This is a genomic window from Mycolicibacterium madagascariense (assembly GCF_010729665.1).
Taxonomy (GTDB): Bacteria; Actinomycetota; Actinomycetes; order Mycobacteriales; family Mycobacteriaceae; genus Mycobacterium; species Mycobacterium madagascariense.
The window spans coordinates 1,770,901-1,788,497 of record NZ_AP022610.1 but is presented as its reverse complement, the minus strand read 5'-3'; the positions used below and the strand labels follow the sequence as shown (position 1 = coordinate 1,788,497).

Below are 17,597 nucleotides of genomic sequence, written 5' to 3'. Positions count from 1 at the left end.
CGATCGTGCGCTATCTCATCATCGGCGCCGGCGCCGTCGGCGGAACCATCGGCGGCCGGCTGGCCCAGAGCGGGCACGAGGTCGTGCTCGTCGCGCGCGGATCGCATCTGAAGGCGTTGCGCGACAACGGATTACGACTGATCACGCCGGACGGCGACGTGACCTCGCCGATCCCCGCGGTGGACGGCCCGGCAGCCCTCGGCGAGCTGCGTCCCGACGACGTGCTGGTGCTGTCGGTCAAGTCGCAGGACACCGCGGCCGCCGTCGCCGACTGGGCCGCGGCCCCGGTCGCGGGAGGTGGTGCGGCCGGTGACCGACTTCCCCTGGTGTGCGCCCAGAACGGCGTCGCCAACGAGCGGATGGCCGCGCGGCTCTTCGACGCCGTGTACGGGCTCACCGTGTGGCTGCCCGCCACGCACCTCGAGCCGGGGGTCGTCGTGGCCCACACCGCGCCGATGAGCGGGATCCTGACCCTCGGCCGCTACCCACACGGCAGCGACCCGACGGTGCTCCGCATCGGGGCCGAGCTGTCGCAGAGCCGGTTCGACGCCCCCGTCGTCGACGATGTCATGCGCTGGAAGTACGGCAAGTTGCTCAAGAACCTCGCCAACGCCGTCGACGCCCTGCTCGGACGCGAGGCGCCCCGCGAGCCCGTCGCCCGCATCCGCGAGCGCTGCGAGGAGGAGGGCCGCGCCGTGCTCGCGGCTGCGGGCATCGCCTTCGCCGACGACGAGGAGCGCCGTGAGCAGCAGGGCGATCGGATGAACGCCGTGGACATCCCGGGCGCACCGCGTGGCGGCGGTTCCACGTGGCAGAGCCTGACCAAGGGCAATCCCGCCGAGACCGACTACCTCAACGGCGAGATCGCGCTGCTGGGACGCCTGCACGGCGTCGCGACGCCGGTGAACGTGGGCCTGCAGCGGATGGTCGCACGAGCCGTCCGCGACCGTCGCGCCCCGGGCGACCTCACGGCCGATGCCCTGGCCGAGGCGTTGCACCTCTAGGGGAGGGTCTGCCCTCGGCGATGAGCCGCTCCCCCGCGTCGTAGTCGTCGTCGGCGTTGCACGTCAACACGCCGACCGTCGCGCCGTCCGCCTCGTACCAGACGGTGAATCCGTCGTCGTGGGTCACCAGGTAGTCGCGGTCATACCCGTCGCCCCAGGCGTGATGCTTGATCGTCGACTCGCCGATCGTGCTCCAGAAGCCGGGCACGTCGTCCCACGTCGAGTCCGCGCCCGCCGCATTCGCACCCGCCACCGCGCCGTGGTCGTCGGCGTCCTGCCAGTGCTCGACGGCGACGTGCCGCCCCGCCACGCCGTTGAAGGCCAGGGCGACGTCGCCGACGGCGTAGACGTCCGCCGCGGAGGTGCGCATGTCGGAGCCGACGACGACCCGTCCGTCGCGGACCTGCAGACCCGCCGCCTCGGCCAGGGTGATGCGGGGGCGCACCCCCGTCGCCGCGACGACCAGGTCGGCGTGGACGTCGACCCCGTCCCCGACGTGCACGACACCCTCGTCGAGGGCACGGACGGAGACGCCGCCGGCGTAGCGCACGCCGGCGTCGGTGACCAGGCCGAGCAGCCGCTCGCCCGCGGCCCGGCCCAGCCGCTTCTCCTGCGGGAAGTCTTGCGGTGCAACGAGAGTCACCGCCACGCCGTGCATTGCCAGGGACGCGGCCACCTCGCAGCCGATGAACCCGGCACCCACGACCACCGCCGAGGTGGCGTCGTCGGCGCGCCTGCGCAGCCGCGCCGCGTCGGCCAGGGACCTCAGCGACAGCGCGAAGTGCCCGCCGGGCACGGGAAGTGGCATCGGGGCGGCGCCGCACGCCAGCACCAGCGCGTCGTAGGAGAGCACCTCGGCGCCGACGGTGACGGTGTGCGCGCCGGGATCGATGGCGCTCACCTCCACCCCCGACGAGAGGTCGATGCCGCGTTCGGCGTACCAGTCGGCGGGGTGCAACCACACGTCGTCGGTCTCACCGCGCAGGTAGTCCTTGCTCAGCGGGGGCCTGGCGTAGGGCGGTTCCGGGTCGGCGGTCAGGATGCGTACCGGCGAGTCGCGATCGTGTTCGCGGAAGGCCTCCGCGGCACTGACTCCGCCCGGCCCGCTCCCCACGATCAGCAATCCGGACCCGCTCATCGGGCGACCCTCGATGTGTCGGACATAGGGCCTTCTTACCCGCGACCGGGTGCCCACAATCGCCGTCCGGCATGAGCGCCGGGCCGCGCGGGTACCTCGTCGACGTGGCGGTACACATCGGTACGTCGGGCTGGTCCTATGACCACTGGCGCGACGTGCTGTATCCGCCCGGGCTGCCCGCCGGGTCGCGATTGGCCAGGTACACCGAGGAATTCGACACCGTGGAACTCAACGCGAGCTTCTACCGCTGGCCCAGGGACGACACCTTCGCCGGGTGGCGCGACCGCCTGCCGCCGGGGTTCCAGCTCTCGGTGAAGGCGCCGCGCGGACTGACCCATGCTCGGCGGCTGCGCTCACCGGAGGACTGGGCGGAGCGGATCGCGCGGGCCTGGGACGTCCTGCGCGACCGCAGCGGGGCCGTCCTGGTGCAACTGCATCCGGCCCAGGAACGCGACGACGCCCGGCTGGACCACTTCCTGAACGTGGTCCCCGAGCGGGTGCGCCTGGCGCTGGAACTGCGTCACCCGTCGTGGGACGACCCCGCCGTCTACGACCTGCTGGAGCGGCACCGGGCGGCGTACGTCGTGATGAGCGGCGCGGGGATGCCGTGCGTGCTGAAGGCCACCAGCGACCTCGTGTACGTGCGGTGGCACGGGCCCGACGACGACGTGCTGTACGCCGGTTCCTACACCGACGACGACCTGAGCTGGTGGGCCCAGCGCATCGCCGAGTGGACCGGACAGGGGCGAAACGTCCTGGGCTACTTCAACAACGACGGTCACGGCCACGCCGTGCGCAACGCGTGGACGCTGCGCCGTCTGCTCGGCGCGTAGCCGCCGCACCGCAGCGCAGAGTTCGCGCGCGGGTAGGCGTGAACGCCGGGGAAACGGGTAACGCGAGAGCCATGACTCGAATCGGCTATTTCCTCTCCTGTGAACAGTTCGGCCCCAAGGAACTCATCGACCAAGCCAAACGCGCCGAAGACGCGGGCTTCCAAGCACTGTGGATCTCCGACCACTTCCACCCGTGGAACGACGAGCAGGCGCAGAGCCCGTTCGTGTGGGGTGTCATCGGCGCGCTGTCGGAGGCCACCTCGCTACCGGTGTCGACGGCGGTGACGTGCCCGACCGTCCGCATCCACCCGGCGATCATCGCGCAGGCAGCGGCCACCGCCGCGGTCCAACTCGACGGCAAGTTCGTCCTCGGCGTCGGCAGCGGCGAGGCCCTCAACGAGCACATCCTCGGTGATCCGTGGCCGTCGGTCGGCCTGCGGTTGGAGATGCTCGAGGAGGCCATCGAGGTGATCCGGTTGCTGCACGAGGGCAAGGAGGTCAGCCACCACGGGCTGCACTACGAGGTGCAGGACGCGCGCATCTACACCCTGCCCGAGCAGCCGGTGCCGATCTACGTCTCCGGCTTCGGCCCCCAGGCCGCCGAGTTCGCCGGCCGCGTCGGCGACGGCTTCTGCATGGTGACCCCCGAAGCGGATCTGGTGAAGACCTTCCGCGAGTCCGGCGGTGGCGACAAGCCCGTGCAGGCCGGCATGAAGGTCAACTGGGACGCCGACGCCGACACGGCGCTGGACACCGCGCACCGGCTCTGGGCCAACGAGCAGCTACCCGGTCAGCTGGTCCAGATCCTGCCTCGCCCAAGGGACTTCGGCGCCGCCATGCCGCTGGTGCCCAAGGAGGACGTCGCGGAGTCGATCGCCTGCGGGCCCGACGCCGACCTGCACCTGCAGCGCGCCCGCGCGTACGTCGACGCCGGTGTCGACGAGCTCTACGTGCAGCAGATCGGGCCGGACATGGCGGGCTTCTTCGCGACGTGGCAGAAGGACGTCCTGCCGTCACTCCAAAGCTAGTAATTCACAGGCTTTTACACAGCTGTGGACGTGACGCGGTCGAGATGCCGGTTCCTCACCTCGGTGAGGAATTCGGCAGTCTCGACCGCGCACCGTCTGGCGTGCGAGCTGTCGACGAGGTCGAACGCATGCCCGGCCCACGGAATCTCGCTGTAGCGCACCGGATTCGCCGACACCTCGCTCAGGGCGTCGTGGAACTGCCTGGCCTCGGCCGCGGGAATCAGGGTGTCCTGCTCACCGTGGATGAGGAAGAACGGCGGCGCGTCGCGGTGGATGCGGGCCAGCGGGGACGCCGCGGCGTAGACCTCGGGATGACGAGACTGTCTGCGGCCCACCACGACCCGCTCGAGGAAGTTCTGGAAGCTGCGACGGATCGGCGTCGAGCGGTCCTCCCAGTCGTATCGGCCGTAGATGCCGACGACGGCGTCCACGGTCGTGTCGGCGTCCTCGGACAACTCGCCGCGGAACTCCGGATCACCGGGGGTGAGACCGGCCAGCGCGGCCAGATGCCCGCCCGCCGAGCAACCCGCGATGGTGACGAAGTCGGGGTCCCCGCCGAACTGGTGGGCGTTGGCGCGGGCCCACGCGATGGCCGCGTTGACGTCGGCTATCTGACGGGGCCACCGGTGCAGCGGTGACACCCGGTAGTCCATCGTCAGACAGACCCAGCCCCGCTTGACCAGATGCGCCAGCAGCGTGTGGCCCTGCAGCACCCGGGTGCCCTGCACCCAGGCCCCGCCGGGGACGAAGAGCAGGACCGGCGCGGGTCCCGGCGGCAGCTCGGGCAGGCGCCACACGTCGAGCAGCTGGGCGGGGCTGTCGCCGTAGCGGATCGATCCCTGGTGCAGGTAGGCCTTGCGCTGCGCGCGGGCCCTCGCGAACGGGGGCAGCCGGCGGACCTGCGCCGCCTCGACCCCGGCGACGCCCGCGGCGGCGGCCTGGGCTGCGGCAGCGGCGGTGCGACGTCCGACGGCCGCCCGCAGCGTCGCCGGCGCGTACGGCCCGCCCCAGAGGGCCATCGCCGTCAGCCCGGCGAAGGGCTCCAGGTGCTTGCCGACCACGGGAAGCGATGAGTACAGCCTGGTCGACGCCAACACGGCGTCGACGGGAACGCGCCGCAGCGCACGGGTGAGCGACGAGTCGAGCATGAAGACTCCCTGTGGGTGCGAGGGGACGCCGACCGGGCTGCAGCGTGGACGGTTGTTACCCCCCGTCGACGGCCGTCAAACCCCGTGAGCGCCGACGGCGTTTCGACCACGACCGCCGAGGGCAAGCGCCCGACGTGACTCCCGTCGGTGCCGCTCGATTCGTCCCACCCGACCGCTCCCTGCCCCGGCTCGCCGAGGCGGCGCGCCACTGCGAGGGTTGCGATCTGTTTCAGGAGGCGGGGCCGACGGTGTTCGGCGCAGGCCTGTCGGACGCGCGCCTGATGCTGGTGGGCGAACAGCCCGGCGACCAGGAGGACCGCGCGGGACGGCCGTTCGTCGGCCCCGCGGGCCGGGTGCTGAACGAGGCGCTCGACGCCGCCGGGGTGTCCCGCGACGGTCTGTACGTGACCAACGCGGTCAAGCACTTCAAGTTCGTCCGCGCCGAACGCGGCCAGCGCCGGATCCACAAGACGCCCAGCCGGACCGAGGTGGTCGCGTGCCGCCCGTGGTTGTTCGCCGAGCTCGAGGTCGTGACCCCGGACGTCGTGGTGCTGATGGGTGCGACGGCGGCGAAAGCCTTGTTGGGCAATGACTTTCGGCTCACCGCGCACCGACAGGAGGTGCTGCGGGCGCCGGCGGACTCCGGCGCACCCGAACTGACCGCCGACCTCGTCGCGACCGTGCATCCCTCGTCGATCCTGCGGGGTCCACCCGAGACGCGGGAGGAGGCCATGGCCGGACTCGTCGACGACCTGCGCTTCGCCGCGAATCTGCTCTGAGGGCCGGGGACCGGTTTGCCGAGGAAGTGGGTACCCCACCCCCGGCGCGGTGGACGCGCACCCGATCTCACCGACCGAAAGTGGGGACTGCCGTGTTGGGCCTGCCCGAGCACGTCACCGCGTGCCTGTTCGACCTCGACGGCGTGTTGACCGACACCGCCAGCGTGCACCGCACCGCGTGGAAGGCCATGTTCGACGAGTTCCTGCGCCAGCGCGCCGACGCGTCGGGCGAGCCGTTCCGGCCGTTCGACGTCGACGCGGACTACTCCGAGTACGTCGACGGCAAGAAGCGCGAGGACGGCGTTCGCTCGTTCCTGCAGAGCCGCGGGATCGAACTGCCGGAGGGCTCGCCGGACGACGGCCCGGACGCCGAGACCGTGCAGGGGCTCGGCAACCGCAAGAACGACGCCTTCCTCAAGACGCTGCACACCGACGGGGTGAAGGTCTTCAACGGCTCGCGCCGCTACCTGGAGGCCGTCGTGGACAAGGGGCTCAAGGTGGCCGTGGTGTCGTCCTCGGCGAACACCCGTGAGGTCCTCGACATCACCGGGCTGGCCAAGTACGTGCAGCAGCGCGTCGACGGGGTCACCATGCGCGAGGAGCACATCGAGGGCAAGCCGGCGCCGGACTCCTACCTGGCCGGGGCCAAGCGCCTCGGCGTCGAACCCGCGCAGGCGGCCGTCTTCGAGGACGCCATCTCCGGCGTGGAGGCAGGCCATGCCGGGCACTTCGGCATCGTGGTCGGCGTCGACCGCGTCGGGCACGCCGACGCGCTGCGCCAGCACGGGGCCGACGTCGTCGTCGAGGATCTCGCCGACCTGCTCGACGCCTCGTGATCACCGACGACACCTTCCCCGTCGAGCCGTGGCAGGTCCGGGAGAAGACGCTGGACCTCGACATCCTGGCGCAGTCCGAATCGGTGTTCGCGCTGTCCAACGGGCACATCGGCATGCGCGGCAACCTCGACGAGGGCGAACCGCACGGACTTCCGGGCACCTATCTCAACTCGTTCTTCGAGATTCGGCCGCTGCCGTACGCCGAAGCCGGGTACGGCTACCCCGAGGAGGGCCAGACCCTCGTCGACGTCACCAACGGCAAGATCCTTCGGCTGCTCGTCGACGACGAACCCTTCGACGTCCGCTACGGCCAACTCGAGCACCACGAACGCGTGCTGGACTTCCGGGCCGGCACCCTGCGCCGCGACGTCCGGTGGCGCTCCCCCGCCGGGCGCCGCATCGCCCTCACCACGACCCGCCTGGTGTCACTGGCGCACCGCGGGGTGGCCGCCATCGAGTACGTGGTGGAGGCGGTCGACGAATTCACCAGGGTCACCGTGCAATCCGAGCTCGTCGCCAACGAGGACCAGCCCGAGACGTCTCAGGACCCCCGGGCGGCGGCGATCCTCACCAAGCCGCTGCAGCCGGTCTCCCACGACAGCGACGAACTGCGGGCGGTGCTCATCCACGAGACGCGCTACAGCGAGCTCATGACCGCGGCGGCGATGGACCACGACATCGAGGTCCCCGGCCGCGTCGAGAAGAACACCATCTCCCGCGAGGATCTCGCCCGCACCACCGTCATTTGCGGTCTGCAACCCGGTCAGAAGCTGCGCATCGTCAAGTACCTCTCCTACGGCTGGTCGAGCCTGCGCTCGCGGCCCGCCCTCGCCGACCAGGTGGCCGGTGCCCTCGACGGCGCCCGCTACACGGGTTGGCAGGGCCTGCTCGACGCGCAACGTCAGTACCTCGACCACTTCTGGGACGGTGCCGACGTCGAGGTCGAGGGCGATCCGGAGATCCAGCAGGCCGTGCGCTTCGGCCTGTTCCACGTGCTGCAGACCAGCGCCCGCGCGGAGCGCCGCGCCATCCCCGGCAAGGGCCTCACCGGAACCGGGTACGACGGGCACGCTTTCTGGGACACCGAGGGCTTCGTGCTCCCCGTGTTGACCTACACCCAGCCGAACGCCGCCGCCGACGCGCTGCGCTGGCGCGCTTCGACGCTCGACCTGGCGCGGCAGCGCGCCCGCGAACTCGATCTGGAGGGTGCGGCGTTCCCGTGGCGCACCATCCGCGGACAGGAGTGCTCGGCCTACTGGCCGGCGGGCACGGCCGCCTGGCACGTCAACGCCGACATCGCCGCGGCGTTCGAGCGGTACCGCATCGTCACCGGAGACGAGTCACTCGAGGCCGACTGCGGTCTGCAGGTGCTCATCGAGACGGCTCGGCTGTGGTTGTCGCTAGGGCACCACGACCGCCACGGCGCCTGGCATCTCGACGGCGTGACGGGCCCCGACGAGTACACCGCCGTGGTGCGGGACAACGTGTTCACCAACCTGATGGCCGCGCACAATCTGCGGGTGGCGGCCGACGCGTGCAATCGCCACTCCGAGGCGTCGCGTGCGCTCGGCGTCACCACCGAGGAGATCGCGGCCTGGCGCGATGCCGCGGACACCGTCAACGTCCCCTTCGACCAGGGCCTCGGTGTGCATCAGCAGTGCGAGGGGTTCACCACCTTCAAGGAATGGGAGTTCACCGACGAGACCCAGTTCCCGCTGCTGCTGCACGAGTCCTACGTCCGGCTCTATCCGGCCCAGGTGATCAAGCAGGCCGACCTGATCCTCGCCATGCACTGGCGCAGCCACTCCTTCACCGCCGAGCAGAAGGCGCGCAACGTCGACTACTACGAGCCGCGCATGGTGCGCGACTCGTCGCTGTCGGCGTGCACGCAGGCCGTGCTGTGCGCCGAGGTGGGACATCTCGAGCTGGCGCACGCCTACGCCTACGAGGCCGCCGCCATCGATCTGCGGGACCTGCACCACAACACCAAGGACGGGCTGCACATGGCGTCCCTGGCCGGCGCGTGGATCGCACTCGTCGCCGGCTTCGGCGGCCTGCGCGACGACGACGGCGTGCCGGAACTCGACCCACAGCTTCCCGAGGAGATCGTCCGACTGCGATTTCGGTTGCGCTGGAAGGGACTTCGACTGATCGTCGACGTCACCCATGACGAGGTGCGGTACACGGTGGAGTACAACGGTGACGACACCGTCGACGACGCGCTGACCATCCGCCACGCGGGCGCCGACCTGACACTCACGGTCGGGCACACCCGGGCGGTACCCCTGCAGCCGCGTCGCGCCCTGCTGCCCGCTCCCTCGCAGCCGCCGGGGTGCTCGCCGCAGCGGCGCCGCGGGTGACTACTGCTGCCCGCCGACGTAGAGCACGACGAGGCCCGCGATGATCAGGATCCACGCCACGGCGGGCACGACCCAGCCCCACCGCTTGCGTGCGGTCACGAACGACAGCGCGATCGCCACCACCGCGACGATCGGCGTGCCGTAGACGACCGGCCCGTATGCGGCGTTGGCCAACCCCAGGTGGGGGCAGCTCTGATCGGTACAGCCGGCCACGCCCAGCGTCAGCCCGTACGCGACGACCTCGGCCACCGCGGCTCCAATGATGGTCAACAGCGCGGCAATCCAGTGAATCCGGCGCTGCGCGGGAGTGGCCTCGGTGACACCTGCCCCATCGGTACTCATGCAGCGCGACTACCCGAGCCGTCGGCCGGACAAACCGCGGCGAAGCTACCTTGGCTCGGCGGGTGCCTGCACCCTGAGCGGACGAATCAGCGCCCAGGCGAAGAACGCCACGCCGGCGGCCAACATGATCAGCCCCACCCACCAGTTGGCGGCGGTGCCGATGTACAGGTCGGACCGGTTGCCTGCCGCGGCGGGATCGGCGTGATCGCGCAGGATGCCCGGCGCGAAGCCCGCGATCGTCAGCACGACACCGTAGATGGCGAGCAGGGCGCCGATGATGTTGCGGATGTCGAAGAGGTGGGCGAGCACCCGATGTTCGTGTGGGACGGTCATTCTCGGCTCCTGAGCTCTAGTGGAAGATGACGTTGAAGGCGATGGTCAGCACGATCATGACCGCGCCGAGGGGAACGGCGCGCTGGAACCATGGCCGCCCCGCCTCGTCCGGGTCGGACATGATGTCCACCTGCGTCTCGGAGTAGACGAACCCGACGAGTTCCTCGCGGGGTTTCGGCGTCGTGACCAGGCTGACGCCGACGCTGACCATGATGTCGACGATGAACGCCGCCGCGGCCGCGACGAACGGCATGCCCTGCCCCGGCAGGTCGATGATGCCGACCTTGGACAGGATGAAGACGAAGATCGCCGACAGCGTGCCCGCGACCAGCCCGACCCAACCGGCCGTCGCCGTCATCCTCTTCCAGAACATGCCCAGGATGAAGGTGGCGAACAGCGGGGCGTTGAAGAACCCGAACAGCGTCTGCAGGTAGTCCATGATGTTCGAGTAGCCCGAGGCGATCAGCGCGGTGAAGATCGCCAGCAGCGTCGCGGCGACGGTGGCGAAGCGCCCCACGGCGATGTAATAGTCGTCGGAGCGGTCCTTGACGACGTACTGCTGCCAGATGTCATAGCTGAACACGCTGTTGAACGCGGAGATGTTGGCGGCCATGCCCGCCATGAACGAGGCGATCAGGCCCGCGATGGCGACGCCGAGCAGTCCGTTGGGCAGGATGTCGCGGATCATCAGCAGCATCGCGTCGTTGTAGGTGACGTCGCCGGCGCCGGTGGACTTGAGCTTCATCATGTCGCCGATGGAGGCCGCCGCGATCATGCCGGGCACCACCACCACGAACGGGATCAGGAGCTTCGGGAAGGACGCGATGATGGGTGCGCGACGCGCCGCCGACATCGAGTTCGACGCCATGGCGCGCTGCACCTCGACGAAGTTCGTCGTCCAATAGCCAAAGGAGAGAACGAATCCCAAGCCGAAGACGATGCCGACGACCGACCAGAACGGGCTGCTGAAACCGCTGAGTGCCTGCCCGGGCCAGGTGGTCAGCTGCTCGTTGACTGTCGCGGTGACCTTCTGGCCGGAGCCGACGGTCTCGACCACCTTCTCCTTCAACCCGGTCCAGCCACCGACCTTGATGAGCCCGAACACCGTGAGCGGGACGAGCGCGGCCAGGATGACGAAGAACTGGAGGACCTCGTTGTAGATCGCGGCCGAGAGACCACCGAGTGCGGTGTAGGTCAACACGATTGCCGCCGCGACGAGGAGGGACACCCAGGTGGCCCAGCCCAGCAGGACGTTGATGACGGTCGCGAGCAGGAACAGGTTGACGCCGGCGATGAGCACCTGGGCCACGGCGAAGCTGATGGCGTTGACCAGGTGCGCCCCCGTTCCGAAGCGGCGGCGCATGAACTCGGGGACGCTGCGCACCTTGGACCCGTAGTAGAACGGCATCATCACGATGCCGAGGAAGATCATCGCGGGGACCGCGCCGATCCAGTAGTAGTGCATCGTCGCCAGGCCGATCTGAGCGCCGTTGGCGGCCATGCCCATGATCTCCACCGCACCGAGGTTCGCCGAGACGAACGCGATCCCGGTCACCCAGGCCGGCAGCCGACGGCCGGAGAGGAAGAAGTCGAGGCTCGTCGAAACCTGGCTGCGCGCAAGGTATCCGATGCCGAGCACGAAGGCGAAGTACACCGCGATCAACGTGTAGTCGACGGCCCCGACGTTCAACCGCAAGACGTCGTCTGCCATGAGCGTGGTCATGTGGGGCACCAACTCCTTCGTTGAGTGATCTGGACCATTGTCCTAACATGTCCTAACAGTTTCGCGCAAGATTGCACAAGTTTTTACACAGATTTGACGCTTACCGTGCTTTGCTGTTCATTATTGTTCGGTTTCATGCCCACTGGAGGGAGTGTCGACGACGATGCTGGCCGCTGAACGGCAGGAGGCGATCCTGCGCGCGTTGCAATCCGGTGGCGCCGTGCGCGTCGCCGATCTCGCGACCGAACTGGCCGTGTCGGAGATGACGGTGCGCCGTGACCTCGACACCCTCGACGCCCAGGACCTCCTGCGCAAGGTGCATGGCGGGGCGGTTGCACACCACAACCGCGGCGAGGAACCGCGCTCGGCCGACAAGGCGACGCGTCAGCAGGCCGAGAAGCGGGCCATCGCCGCGACCGCCGCGACGACCGTCGCCGACGGCATGACGATCGCGATCGGCGCGGGCACCACCACCGCCGAACTCGCCAGGCAGCTGCGCCATCGACCCTCGATCACAGTGGTCACCAACTCCATCAACATCTTTCAGGAACTGACCGACCCCGCCGCGGACGGCGCGGACGCCCCGCTGGTGTACCTCAGCGGCGGCGTGCGCACCCGCTCCGACGCCCTCGTCGGGCCGGTCGCCGATGCGGCCATCGCGTCGTTCCGGGTCGACGCGACCTATCTCGGCGTGCACGGCTTCGACGTCGACGCCGGCCTGACGTCGCCCAATGTCGCCGAGGCGCAAACCAATCGGACGCTCATCGACGTCGGCGGCCGGTTGGTGGTGCTCGCCGACCACACGAAGTACGGCGGGGTCGGCGCGTGCGTGTTCGCCCGGCTGTCCCAGATCGACACGCTGATCGTCGACGACGGCCTCGACGCACCCGACCGCTCGCTGATCGACGCGCACGTCGGCGATCTGCTCATCGCGCCGGTGGCGGCCCGGTGACCGCGGTGACGAATCAGCCCACGCGGTGGCGGCTGGCCGACGGTCGCGAACTGCTGTTCTTCTCGCTGCCCGGCCACGAACCCGCGCCGGTCCCCGACCTGCGACCGCTGCCGCCGCGCGGAGAACGGTTGTCGCAGTTGCGCTTCGACCGGCAGACGCAGCAGTGGGTCGCGGTGGCGGCGCTGCGTCAGGACCGCACCTACAAGCCGAACGCCGATCAGTGTCCGCTGTGCCCGGGCGCCTCGGGCGACGTCAGCGAGGTCCCGGCGCCCGACTACGACGTCGTGGTGTTCGAGAACCGCTTCCCCAGCCTCTCGGGCGCCGACGGGCGGGCCTTCACGCTGCCCGACGGTGACGGCGGTGGCTTCGTCGACGCCCCGGGACATGGTCGCTGCGAGGTCATCTCGTTCTCGAGCAGTCACACCGCCTCGTTCGCCGACCTGGCCCTCCCCCACGCCCGGCTCGTCGTCGACGCCTGGCGCGACCGCACCCACGACCTGATGGGCCGCCCCGGCATCGAGCAGGTGTTCTGCTTCGAGAACCGGGGCGAGGAGATCGGTGTGACGCTGACCCATCCGCACGGCCAGATCTACGGCTATCCCTATCTCACGCCGCGCACCGCGCACATGCTCGCCGCCGCCAGGGCTCACGCCGAACGCCACGGCAGCAACCTGTTCGCCGACATCCTCGCCGACGAGGTGGCCGACGGCAGCCGGGTGATCGCCAGGACGGAGTCGTTCACCGCGTTCGTGCCGTTCGCCGCGCGCTGGCCCGTCGAGGTGCACCTGTATCCAAATCGCTTCGTGCGCAACCTCGGTGAGCTCACGGAGGCCGAATTGGACGGGTTCGCCGCCGTCTACTGCGACGTACTGCGGCGGTTCGACCGCATGTATCCCACCCCGCTGCCCTACATCTCGGCGCTGCACCAGTACCGCGACTCAGAGTCCCAGCGGGAGGGCTACTTCCACGTCGAGCTGATGTCGGTGCGCCGCAGTGCCACCAAGCTCAAGTTCCTGGCCGGCTCCGAGTCGGCCATGGACGCCTTCATCAGCGACGTGACCCCAGAGTCCGTCGCTGCCCGACTCCGGGAGCTCGCGTGACCGAGACCGTCCACTACGCCGCCCCGGGCCGGATCAACCTGATCGGTGAACACACCGACTACAACCAGGGTTTCGCGCTGCCGATCGCGCTCCCCGAGCGCACCGAGGTGACCTACCGGCCCGACGGCGGCGACGCCGTCGTGGTCCGCAGCGCCGACGAGGCCGGCGAGGTGACGATTCCCCTCGACACCGCCCGCGGCGCGGTGCGGGGATGGGCCGCCTACGTCGCGGGCGTCGTGTGGGCACTGCGCGACGCCGGGCATTCGGTGCCCGGTGGCGAGATGTCGATCAGCAGCGGTGTCGAGATGGGCTCCGGGCTCGCGTCGTCGGCAGCGCTGGAATGCGCTGCGCTCGGGGCGCTGGCCACCGCGGCCGGTCTGTCCATCGGGCGCGTCGAGCAGGCCCGGCTCGCGCAGCGCGCAGAGAACGAATATGTAGGCGCGCCAACGGGTTTGATGGATCAGCTGGCGTCACTGTGCGGCGAGCCCCGGCACGCACTACTCATCGACTTCCTCGACGACGGCGTCCGCCCGGTGCCCTTCGACCCCGCTGCCGCGGGTGTGGTTCTGCTGCTGATCAATTCGATGGCGCCACACCAGCATGCCGGGGGCGAGTACGCCGCCCGGCGCACCGCGTGCGAGCGGGCGGCGGCCGACCTCGGGGTGACGTCGCTCCGCGACGTCCAGGACCGCGGCGAGGATGCCCTGCGCGGTATCGCGGATCCCGTCGACGCCCGGCGCGCCAGGCACGTCCTGACCGAGAACCGGAGGGTCGCCGACGTCGTCGCCGCCCTCGGCGCCGGGGACTACGCATCGGTCGGCCGGATCTTCACGGCGTCGCACGCCTCCATGCGCGACGACTTCGAGATCACCACCCCGCACATCGACCTCATCGCCGACACCGCCGTGCGCGCCGGTGCGCTCGGGGCGCGGATGACGGGCGGCGGTTTCGGCGGCTGCGTCATCGCACTGGTCGCCCACGAGCGGTGGACCGAGGTCGCCGACGCCGTGCGGCGGGCGGTGGCCGCGGCCGGTCATCACGCGCCGTCGATCGCCCTCACCGAGGCGGGCGCCGGGGCGGGCCCCTCCGAGATGCCGAACCGGGCGTGAAGCCGAGCCAATGACGTTGGCGCCCACCAGGATCGGGTGCCCAGCAGCTGCAGGAAGGCGGGCAGCAGCACCATCCGGACCAGGGTGGCGTCCACGACGACGGCGAGCGTCAGACCCACGCCGAACATCCTCATGAACGACACGTGCGAGGCGATCAACGCCGCGAACGAGATCGACATGACGAGCGCGGCCGCCGTGACGACGCGTCCGGTGCGGGAGATTCCGAGTGCGACACTCTCGCGGTGGTCGGCGGGCGTGCGCCCCGAGGCCAGCCAGAACTCGCGGATGCGGGAGACGACGAAGACCTCGTAGTCCATCGCCAGGCCGAATGCGATGCAGAACAACAGGACCGGCATGTTCGCGACGAGGGTTCCCGTCGATGCGGTGCCAAGCCCACCGAGGTGGTGGTCCTGGAAGATCCACACGATCGCACCGAACGCCGCCGTCAGCGACAGGACGTTGAGCACCAGGGCCTTGAGTGGGAGCACCACGCTGCCGGTGAGCAGGAAGAGCAGGCCGAACGTGATGACGGCGATCAGGCCGAGGACGTAGGGCAGGCGAGAGGTGATGGCGTGCACGCTGTCCCGGTTGGTCTGCGCCGTGCCCGTCAGTTCGACGGTCCGGCCGCCGGGGGTGGGCACCGCGTGCAGCCGGTCCAGTTGCGCCTCGGAGCGATCGGAGAACAGCGGCGCCGTGGAGCTGACGGTCACCAGCGCACGCCCATGGGCGAATCCCGTTGGCGCCGACGGCGGTCCGACCGGTCTGCCGTCGACGAACGTGCCCGTCGGAGCCGACACCGCCGACACGTCGGGCACCCGCGACAGATCGAGGGCGTACCGCGTCATCTCCCCGGCGGCGATGCCAGTGGCGTCGGGGACGACGACGCTGACCGCGGTGGTGGAGTCGGTCGCGAAGTCCCGCCGCAACTGGTCACCGACCTCGCGGGCGGACGCCGATGCCGGCAGCACCCGGTCGTCCGGAAAGCCCCATCGGACGCCGAGGAACGGGAGCCCGACCAGCAGGAGCACCGCGACGACGGCGAGGCCGACGGGCAGCGCGCGGCGCATGACGAACGTCGTCGTGCGGTACCAGAACTGCCGCTCGACGGTCGTCGGAACCGACGCGCGCCCACCGATGACGCGATCGCCGAGCAGGACGATCGCGGCGGGGGTGACCACGACGGCGGCGATGGCGGTGAACGCGACGGTCGCGATGCCCGCGTAGCCGAAGGACTTCAAGAAGTGCATGGGGAACAGGATCATCGCGGCCATCGACAGCGCGACCGTCGTGGCGGAGAACACCACGGTGCGCCCAGCGGTCGCCATGGTGCGCAGCAGAGCGTCGTCTCGCGCTGCGCCGCCGGCGATTTCGTCGCGGTAGCGGCTGATGATGAGCAGCGTGTAGTCGATCGCCAGGGCCAGCCCGAGAGCCGTGCTCAGGTTGAGCGCGAAGATCGACACGTCGGTCGCGAACGTAATGAGGCGCAGCACCGCCAGCGCGCCGAGGATCGACATGCCGCCGACCGCGACCGGCAGCGCCGCGGCGAGCAGACCGCCGAACACCCAGACCAACACCAGGAAGCTGAGCGGAATGGCGATGGCCTCCATGACCATGACGTCGTGCTGCGCCTGGGCGGTGATCTGCGCGTTGACCATCGCCACGCCGCCGGCCCGGACGGTGACGCCGTCGCGGTCGCGGGCGAACCGGTTCGACAGGTCCTCGGCGTAGGCCTGCGCCCGACTCTCACCGCCTCCGACGCCCGCGACGATCAGACCTGCCGCGCCGTCTCTGCTGACGAGCGAGGCGGCGGCCTGCCGTGGTGCGGTCCACGCCGAGGACACGCTCGTCACGTGCGGCGAGGCCGCCAGTTGGGCGGCGATCTCGGTGCCGACGCGCCGCGCCGCCGGACCGTTGGCGCCGCCAGGGGCCGACACCAGGAACACCAGTTGAACGTCACCCTGCCCGAAGTCGTCGACCAACGCCGCGGTGGCCCGGGCCGATTCCGACGTGGGGTCACCGAAGCCGCCCGCCGAGAGGCTGTCGGCGACCGGGATGCCGAACACGCCCGCGGCGGCCATCAGGACGACCGCGACGGCGAGGGTGCGCTTGGGGGCGGCGATCGCCAGACCCGCGATGCGCTGCAGGAGGCCGCGCGGTGGCGCGCTCGCCCCGGGGTCCTCCGTCGGCGCGATGACCGTGCCGGTCCGTCCGTTGCCACCGCTCACGGAGCCACCATCCCTTAAGTCATCGGTTGATGACTTGGCACGCTACGCGCGGGTTCGAGCCGCGTCAACAGTGGCTGACATACAGTTCTTCGGATGACGACACCACGTCCTCGCAACGCCGCCCAGACGCGCGCCGACATCCTCGCCGCGGCCAGGACCCGGTTCGCCACGGAGGGCTTCGAGCGCACGACGCTGCGCGCGATCGCCGCGGACGTCGGGGTGGATCAGGCCTTGGTGAGCCGGTACTTCGGGAGCAAACAAGACCTCTTCGCCACCGCCACCGAGTTCCGCATCGATCTGCCCGACCTGGACGGCGTGCCCGCCGACGACGTCGCGGCCATGCTGCTGCCGCGCTACTTCGCCGTGTGGGAGGACGACCAGTCGTTCCTGGCGCTGCTGCGCGCGGCAGGCACCAGCACGGTCGCCGCCGAGACGCTCAACCGGACGCTGGCGACCAACGTGGCGCCCGCGCTGCTGTCGGCCACCCCCGACCACCACCGGCAGCGGGTCGCGCTGACCGACGCCTTCGTCATCGGGCTGGCGATGACGAGGTCGGTGCTGGCCAACCAGCCGATGGTCGAATTCAGCAGGGAGGAACTGTCCCGCTGGGCCGCGCCGATCTTCGAGCTGTTGCTGACCGGTCCGGCGCCCGACTGACGCGCAGGCTTTGCACAACCGCCCGTCATC

16 protein-coding genes are annotated in these 17,597 nt (G+C 70.2%); 10 read left to right on the top strand and 6 right to left on the bottom strand.

The features are described 5' to 3' along the window. Positions 1-5: 5 nt before the first annotated feature. A complete protein-coding gene (locus G6N60_RS08410; protein WP_163735166.1) occupies positions 6-1,004 on the top strand; it encodes a ketopantoate reductase family protein in 999 nt (332 codons plus the stop codon). Here G6N60_RS08410 and G6N60_RS08405 read toward each other — a convergent pair. Continuing rightward, positions 967-2,142: an NAD(P)/FAD-dependent oxidoreductase gene (locus G6N60_RS08405; RefSeq protein ID WP_163735164.1), complete on the bottom strand. Its 1,176-nt coding sequence runs from the start codon at positions 2,140-2,142 to the stop codon at positions 967-969. The genes G6N60_RS08410 and G6N60_RS08405 overlap by 38 nt on opposite strands. 104 nt (positions 2,143-2,246) lie before the next feature. On the opposite strand from G6N60_RS08405, the gene G6N60_RS08400 reads away from it, so the two are divergent. Next, complete coding sequence (locus G6N60_RS08400; RefSeq protein WP_163743666.1) at positions 2,247-2,975, top strand: DUF72 domain-containing protein; 729 nt, start codon at positions 2,247-2,249, stop codon at positions 2,973-2,975. A 71-nt stretch (positions 2,976-3,046) separates the two neighbouring features. After that, positions 3,047-4,003 carry a TIGR03557 family F420-dependent LLM class oxidoreductase gene (locus G6N60_RS08395; RefSeq protein ID WP_163735161.1) on the top strand — a complete coding sequence of 319 codons (957 nt, stop codon included), beginning with the start codon at positions 3,047-3,049 and terminating at the stop codon, positions 4,001-4,003. Between the two features lie 14 nt (positions 4,004-4,017). On the opposite strand, the gene G6N60_RS08390 is transcribed toward G6N60_RS08395, so the two are convergent. Beyond that, positions 4,018-5,151, bottom strand: coding sequence for an alpha/beta hydrolase (locus tag G6N60_RS08390; protein WP_163735158.1), 1,134 nt, complete (start codon positions 5,149-5,151; stop codon positions 4,018-4,020). Between the two features lie 134 nt (positions 5,152-5,285). Between G6N60_RS08390 and G6N60_RS08385 the strand changes: the two genes are divergently transcribed. The 3 genes from G6N60_RS08385 (at position 5,286) to G6N60_RS08375 (ending at position 9,126) form a co-directional block, all read left to right on the top strand. Continuing rightward, positions 5,286-5,930, top strand: a complete 645-nt coding sequence (locus G6N60_RS08385; protein WP_163735155.1) for a UdgX family uracil-DNA binding protein — start codon at positions 5,286-5,288, stop codon at positions 5,928-5,930. 92 nt (positions 5,931-6,022) lie between these two features. Further along, positions 6,023-6,766 (top strand): beta-phosphoglucomutase family hydrolase, encoded by a 744-nt coding sequence (locus G6N60_RS08380; RefSeq protein WP_163743664.1) that lies wholly within the window; start codon positions 6,023-6,025, stop codon positions 6,764-6,766. Next, positions 6,763-9,126 (top strand): glycoside hydrolase family 65 protein, encoded by a 2,364-nt coding sequence (locus G6N60_RS08375; protein ID WP_163735150.1) that lies wholly within the window; start codon positions 6,763-6,765, stop codon positions 9,124-9,126. The genes G6N60_RS08380 and G6N60_RS08375 overlap by 4 nt, the downstream gene beginning before the upstream one ends. On the opposite strand, the gene G6N60_RS08370 is transcribed toward G6N60_RS08375, so the two are convergent. The 3 genes from G6N60_RS08370 to G6N60_RS08360 are packed head-to-tail and all read right to left on the bottom strand — an operon-like array spanning position 9,127 to position 11,524. Continuing rightward, a complete protein-coding gene (locus G6N60_RS08370) occupies positions 9,127-9,468 on the bottom strand; it encodes a hypothetical protein (RefSeq protein WP_163735147.1) in 342 nt (113 codons plus the stop codon). A gap of 45 nt (positions 9,469-9,513) precedes the next feature. Next, the gene (locus G6N60_RS08365) at positions 9,514-9,801 is read right to left on the bottom strand and encodes a hypothetical protein (protein ID WP_163735144.1); all 288 of its coding nucleotides are present in this window, start codon (positions 9,799-9,801) and stop codon (positions 9,514-9,516) included. A gap of 16 nt (positions 9,802-9,817) precedes the next feature. Then, positions 9,818-11,524: a sodium:solute symporter family protein gene (locus G6N60_RS08360; RefSeq protein ID WP_246240469.1), complete on the bottom strand. Its 1,707-nt coding sequence runs from the start codon at positions 11,522-11,524 to the stop codon at positions 9,818-9,820. Positions 11,525-11,687: 163 nt separating this feature from the next. Between G6N60_RS08360 and G6N60_RS08355 the strand changes: the two genes are divergently transcribed. Genes G6N60_RS08355 through G6N60_RS08345 form a run of 3 tightly spaced genes read left to right on the top strand, consistent with a single transcriptional unit; the run spans position 11,688 to position 14,685 of the window. Beyond that, complete coding sequence (locus G6N60_RS08355; RefSeq protein ID WP_163735141.1) at positions 11,688-12,476, top strand: DeoR/GlpR family DNA-binding transcription regulator; 789 nt, start codon at positions 11,688-11,690, stop codon at positions 12,474-12,476. A 5-nt stretch (positions 12,477-12,481) separates the two neighbouring features. Then, on the top strand, positions 12,482-13,576 hold the full coding sequence (gene galT / locus G6N60_RS08350; RefSeq protein ID WP_246240466.1) for a galactose-1-phosphate uridylyltransferase: 1,095 nt from the start codon (positions 12,482-12,484) through the stop codon (positions 13,574-13,576). Beyond that, complete coding sequence (locus G6N60_RS08345) at positions 13,573-14,685, top strand: galactokinase (RefSeq protein WP_163735134.1); 1,113 nt, start codon at positions 13,573-13,575, stop codon at positions 14,683-14,685. Before galT ends, G6N60_RS08345 begins: the two co-directional genes overlap by 4 nt. Here G6N60_RS08345 and G6N60_RS08340 read toward each other — a convergent pair. Then, positions 14,613-16,877: an MMPL family transporter gene (locus G6N60_RS08340; RefSeq protein ID WP_246241192.1), complete on the bottom strand. Its 2,265-nt coding sequence runs from the start codon at positions 16,875-16,877 to the stop codon at positions 14,613-14,615. The genes G6N60_RS08345 and G6N60_RS08340 overlap by 73 nt on opposite strands. Before the next feature lie 126 nt (positions 16,878-17,003). Here G6N60_RS08340 and G6N60_RS08335 point away from each other — a divergent pair, with 126 nt between their 5' ends. Then, entirely contained in the window at positions 17,004-17,567 is a 564-nt protein-coding gene (locus G6N60_RS08335; RefSeq protein ID WP_163735131.1) for a TetR/AcrR family transcriptional regulator, read from the top strand. The last annotated feature ends 30 nt before the right edge of the window (positions 17,568-17,597 follow it).

Excerpts from the sequence above, each read along its gene's own strand:
- G6N60_RS08405 (WP_163735164.1), bottom strand. The coding sequence starts at position 2,142 with ATGAGCGGGTCCGGATTGCTGATCGTGGGGAGCGGGCCGGGCGGAGTC.
- G6N60_RS08395 (WP_163735161.1), top strand. The coding sequence starts at position 3,047 with ATGACTCGAATCGGCTATTTCCTCTCCTGTGAACAGTTCGGCCCCAAG.
- G6N60_RS08390 (WP_163735158.1), bottom strand. The coding sequence starts at position 5,151 with ATGCTCGACTCGTCGCTCACCCGTGCGCTGCGGCGCGTTCCCGTCGAC.
- G6N60_RS08370 (WP_163735147.1), bottom strand. The coding sequence starts at position 9,468 with ATGAGTACCGATGGGGCAGGTGTCACCGAGGCCACTCCCGCGCAGCGC.
- G6N60_RS08365 (WP_163735144.1), bottom strand. The coding sequence starts at position 9,801 with ATGACCGTCCCACACGAACATCGGGTGCTCGCCCACCTCTTCGACATC.
- G6N60_RS08360 (WP_246240469.1), bottom strand. The coding sequence starts at position 11,524 with ATGACCACGCTCATGGCAGACGACGTCTTGCGGTTGAACGTCGGGGCC.
- G6N60_RS08355 (WP_163735141.1), top strand. The coding sequence starts at position 11,688 with ATGCTGGCCGCTGAACGGCAGGAGGCGATCCTGCGCGCGTTGCAATCC.
- G6N60_RS08335 (WP_163735131.1), top strand. The coding sequence starts at position 17,004 with ATGACGACACCACGTCCTCGCAACGCCGCCCAGACGCGCGCCGACATC.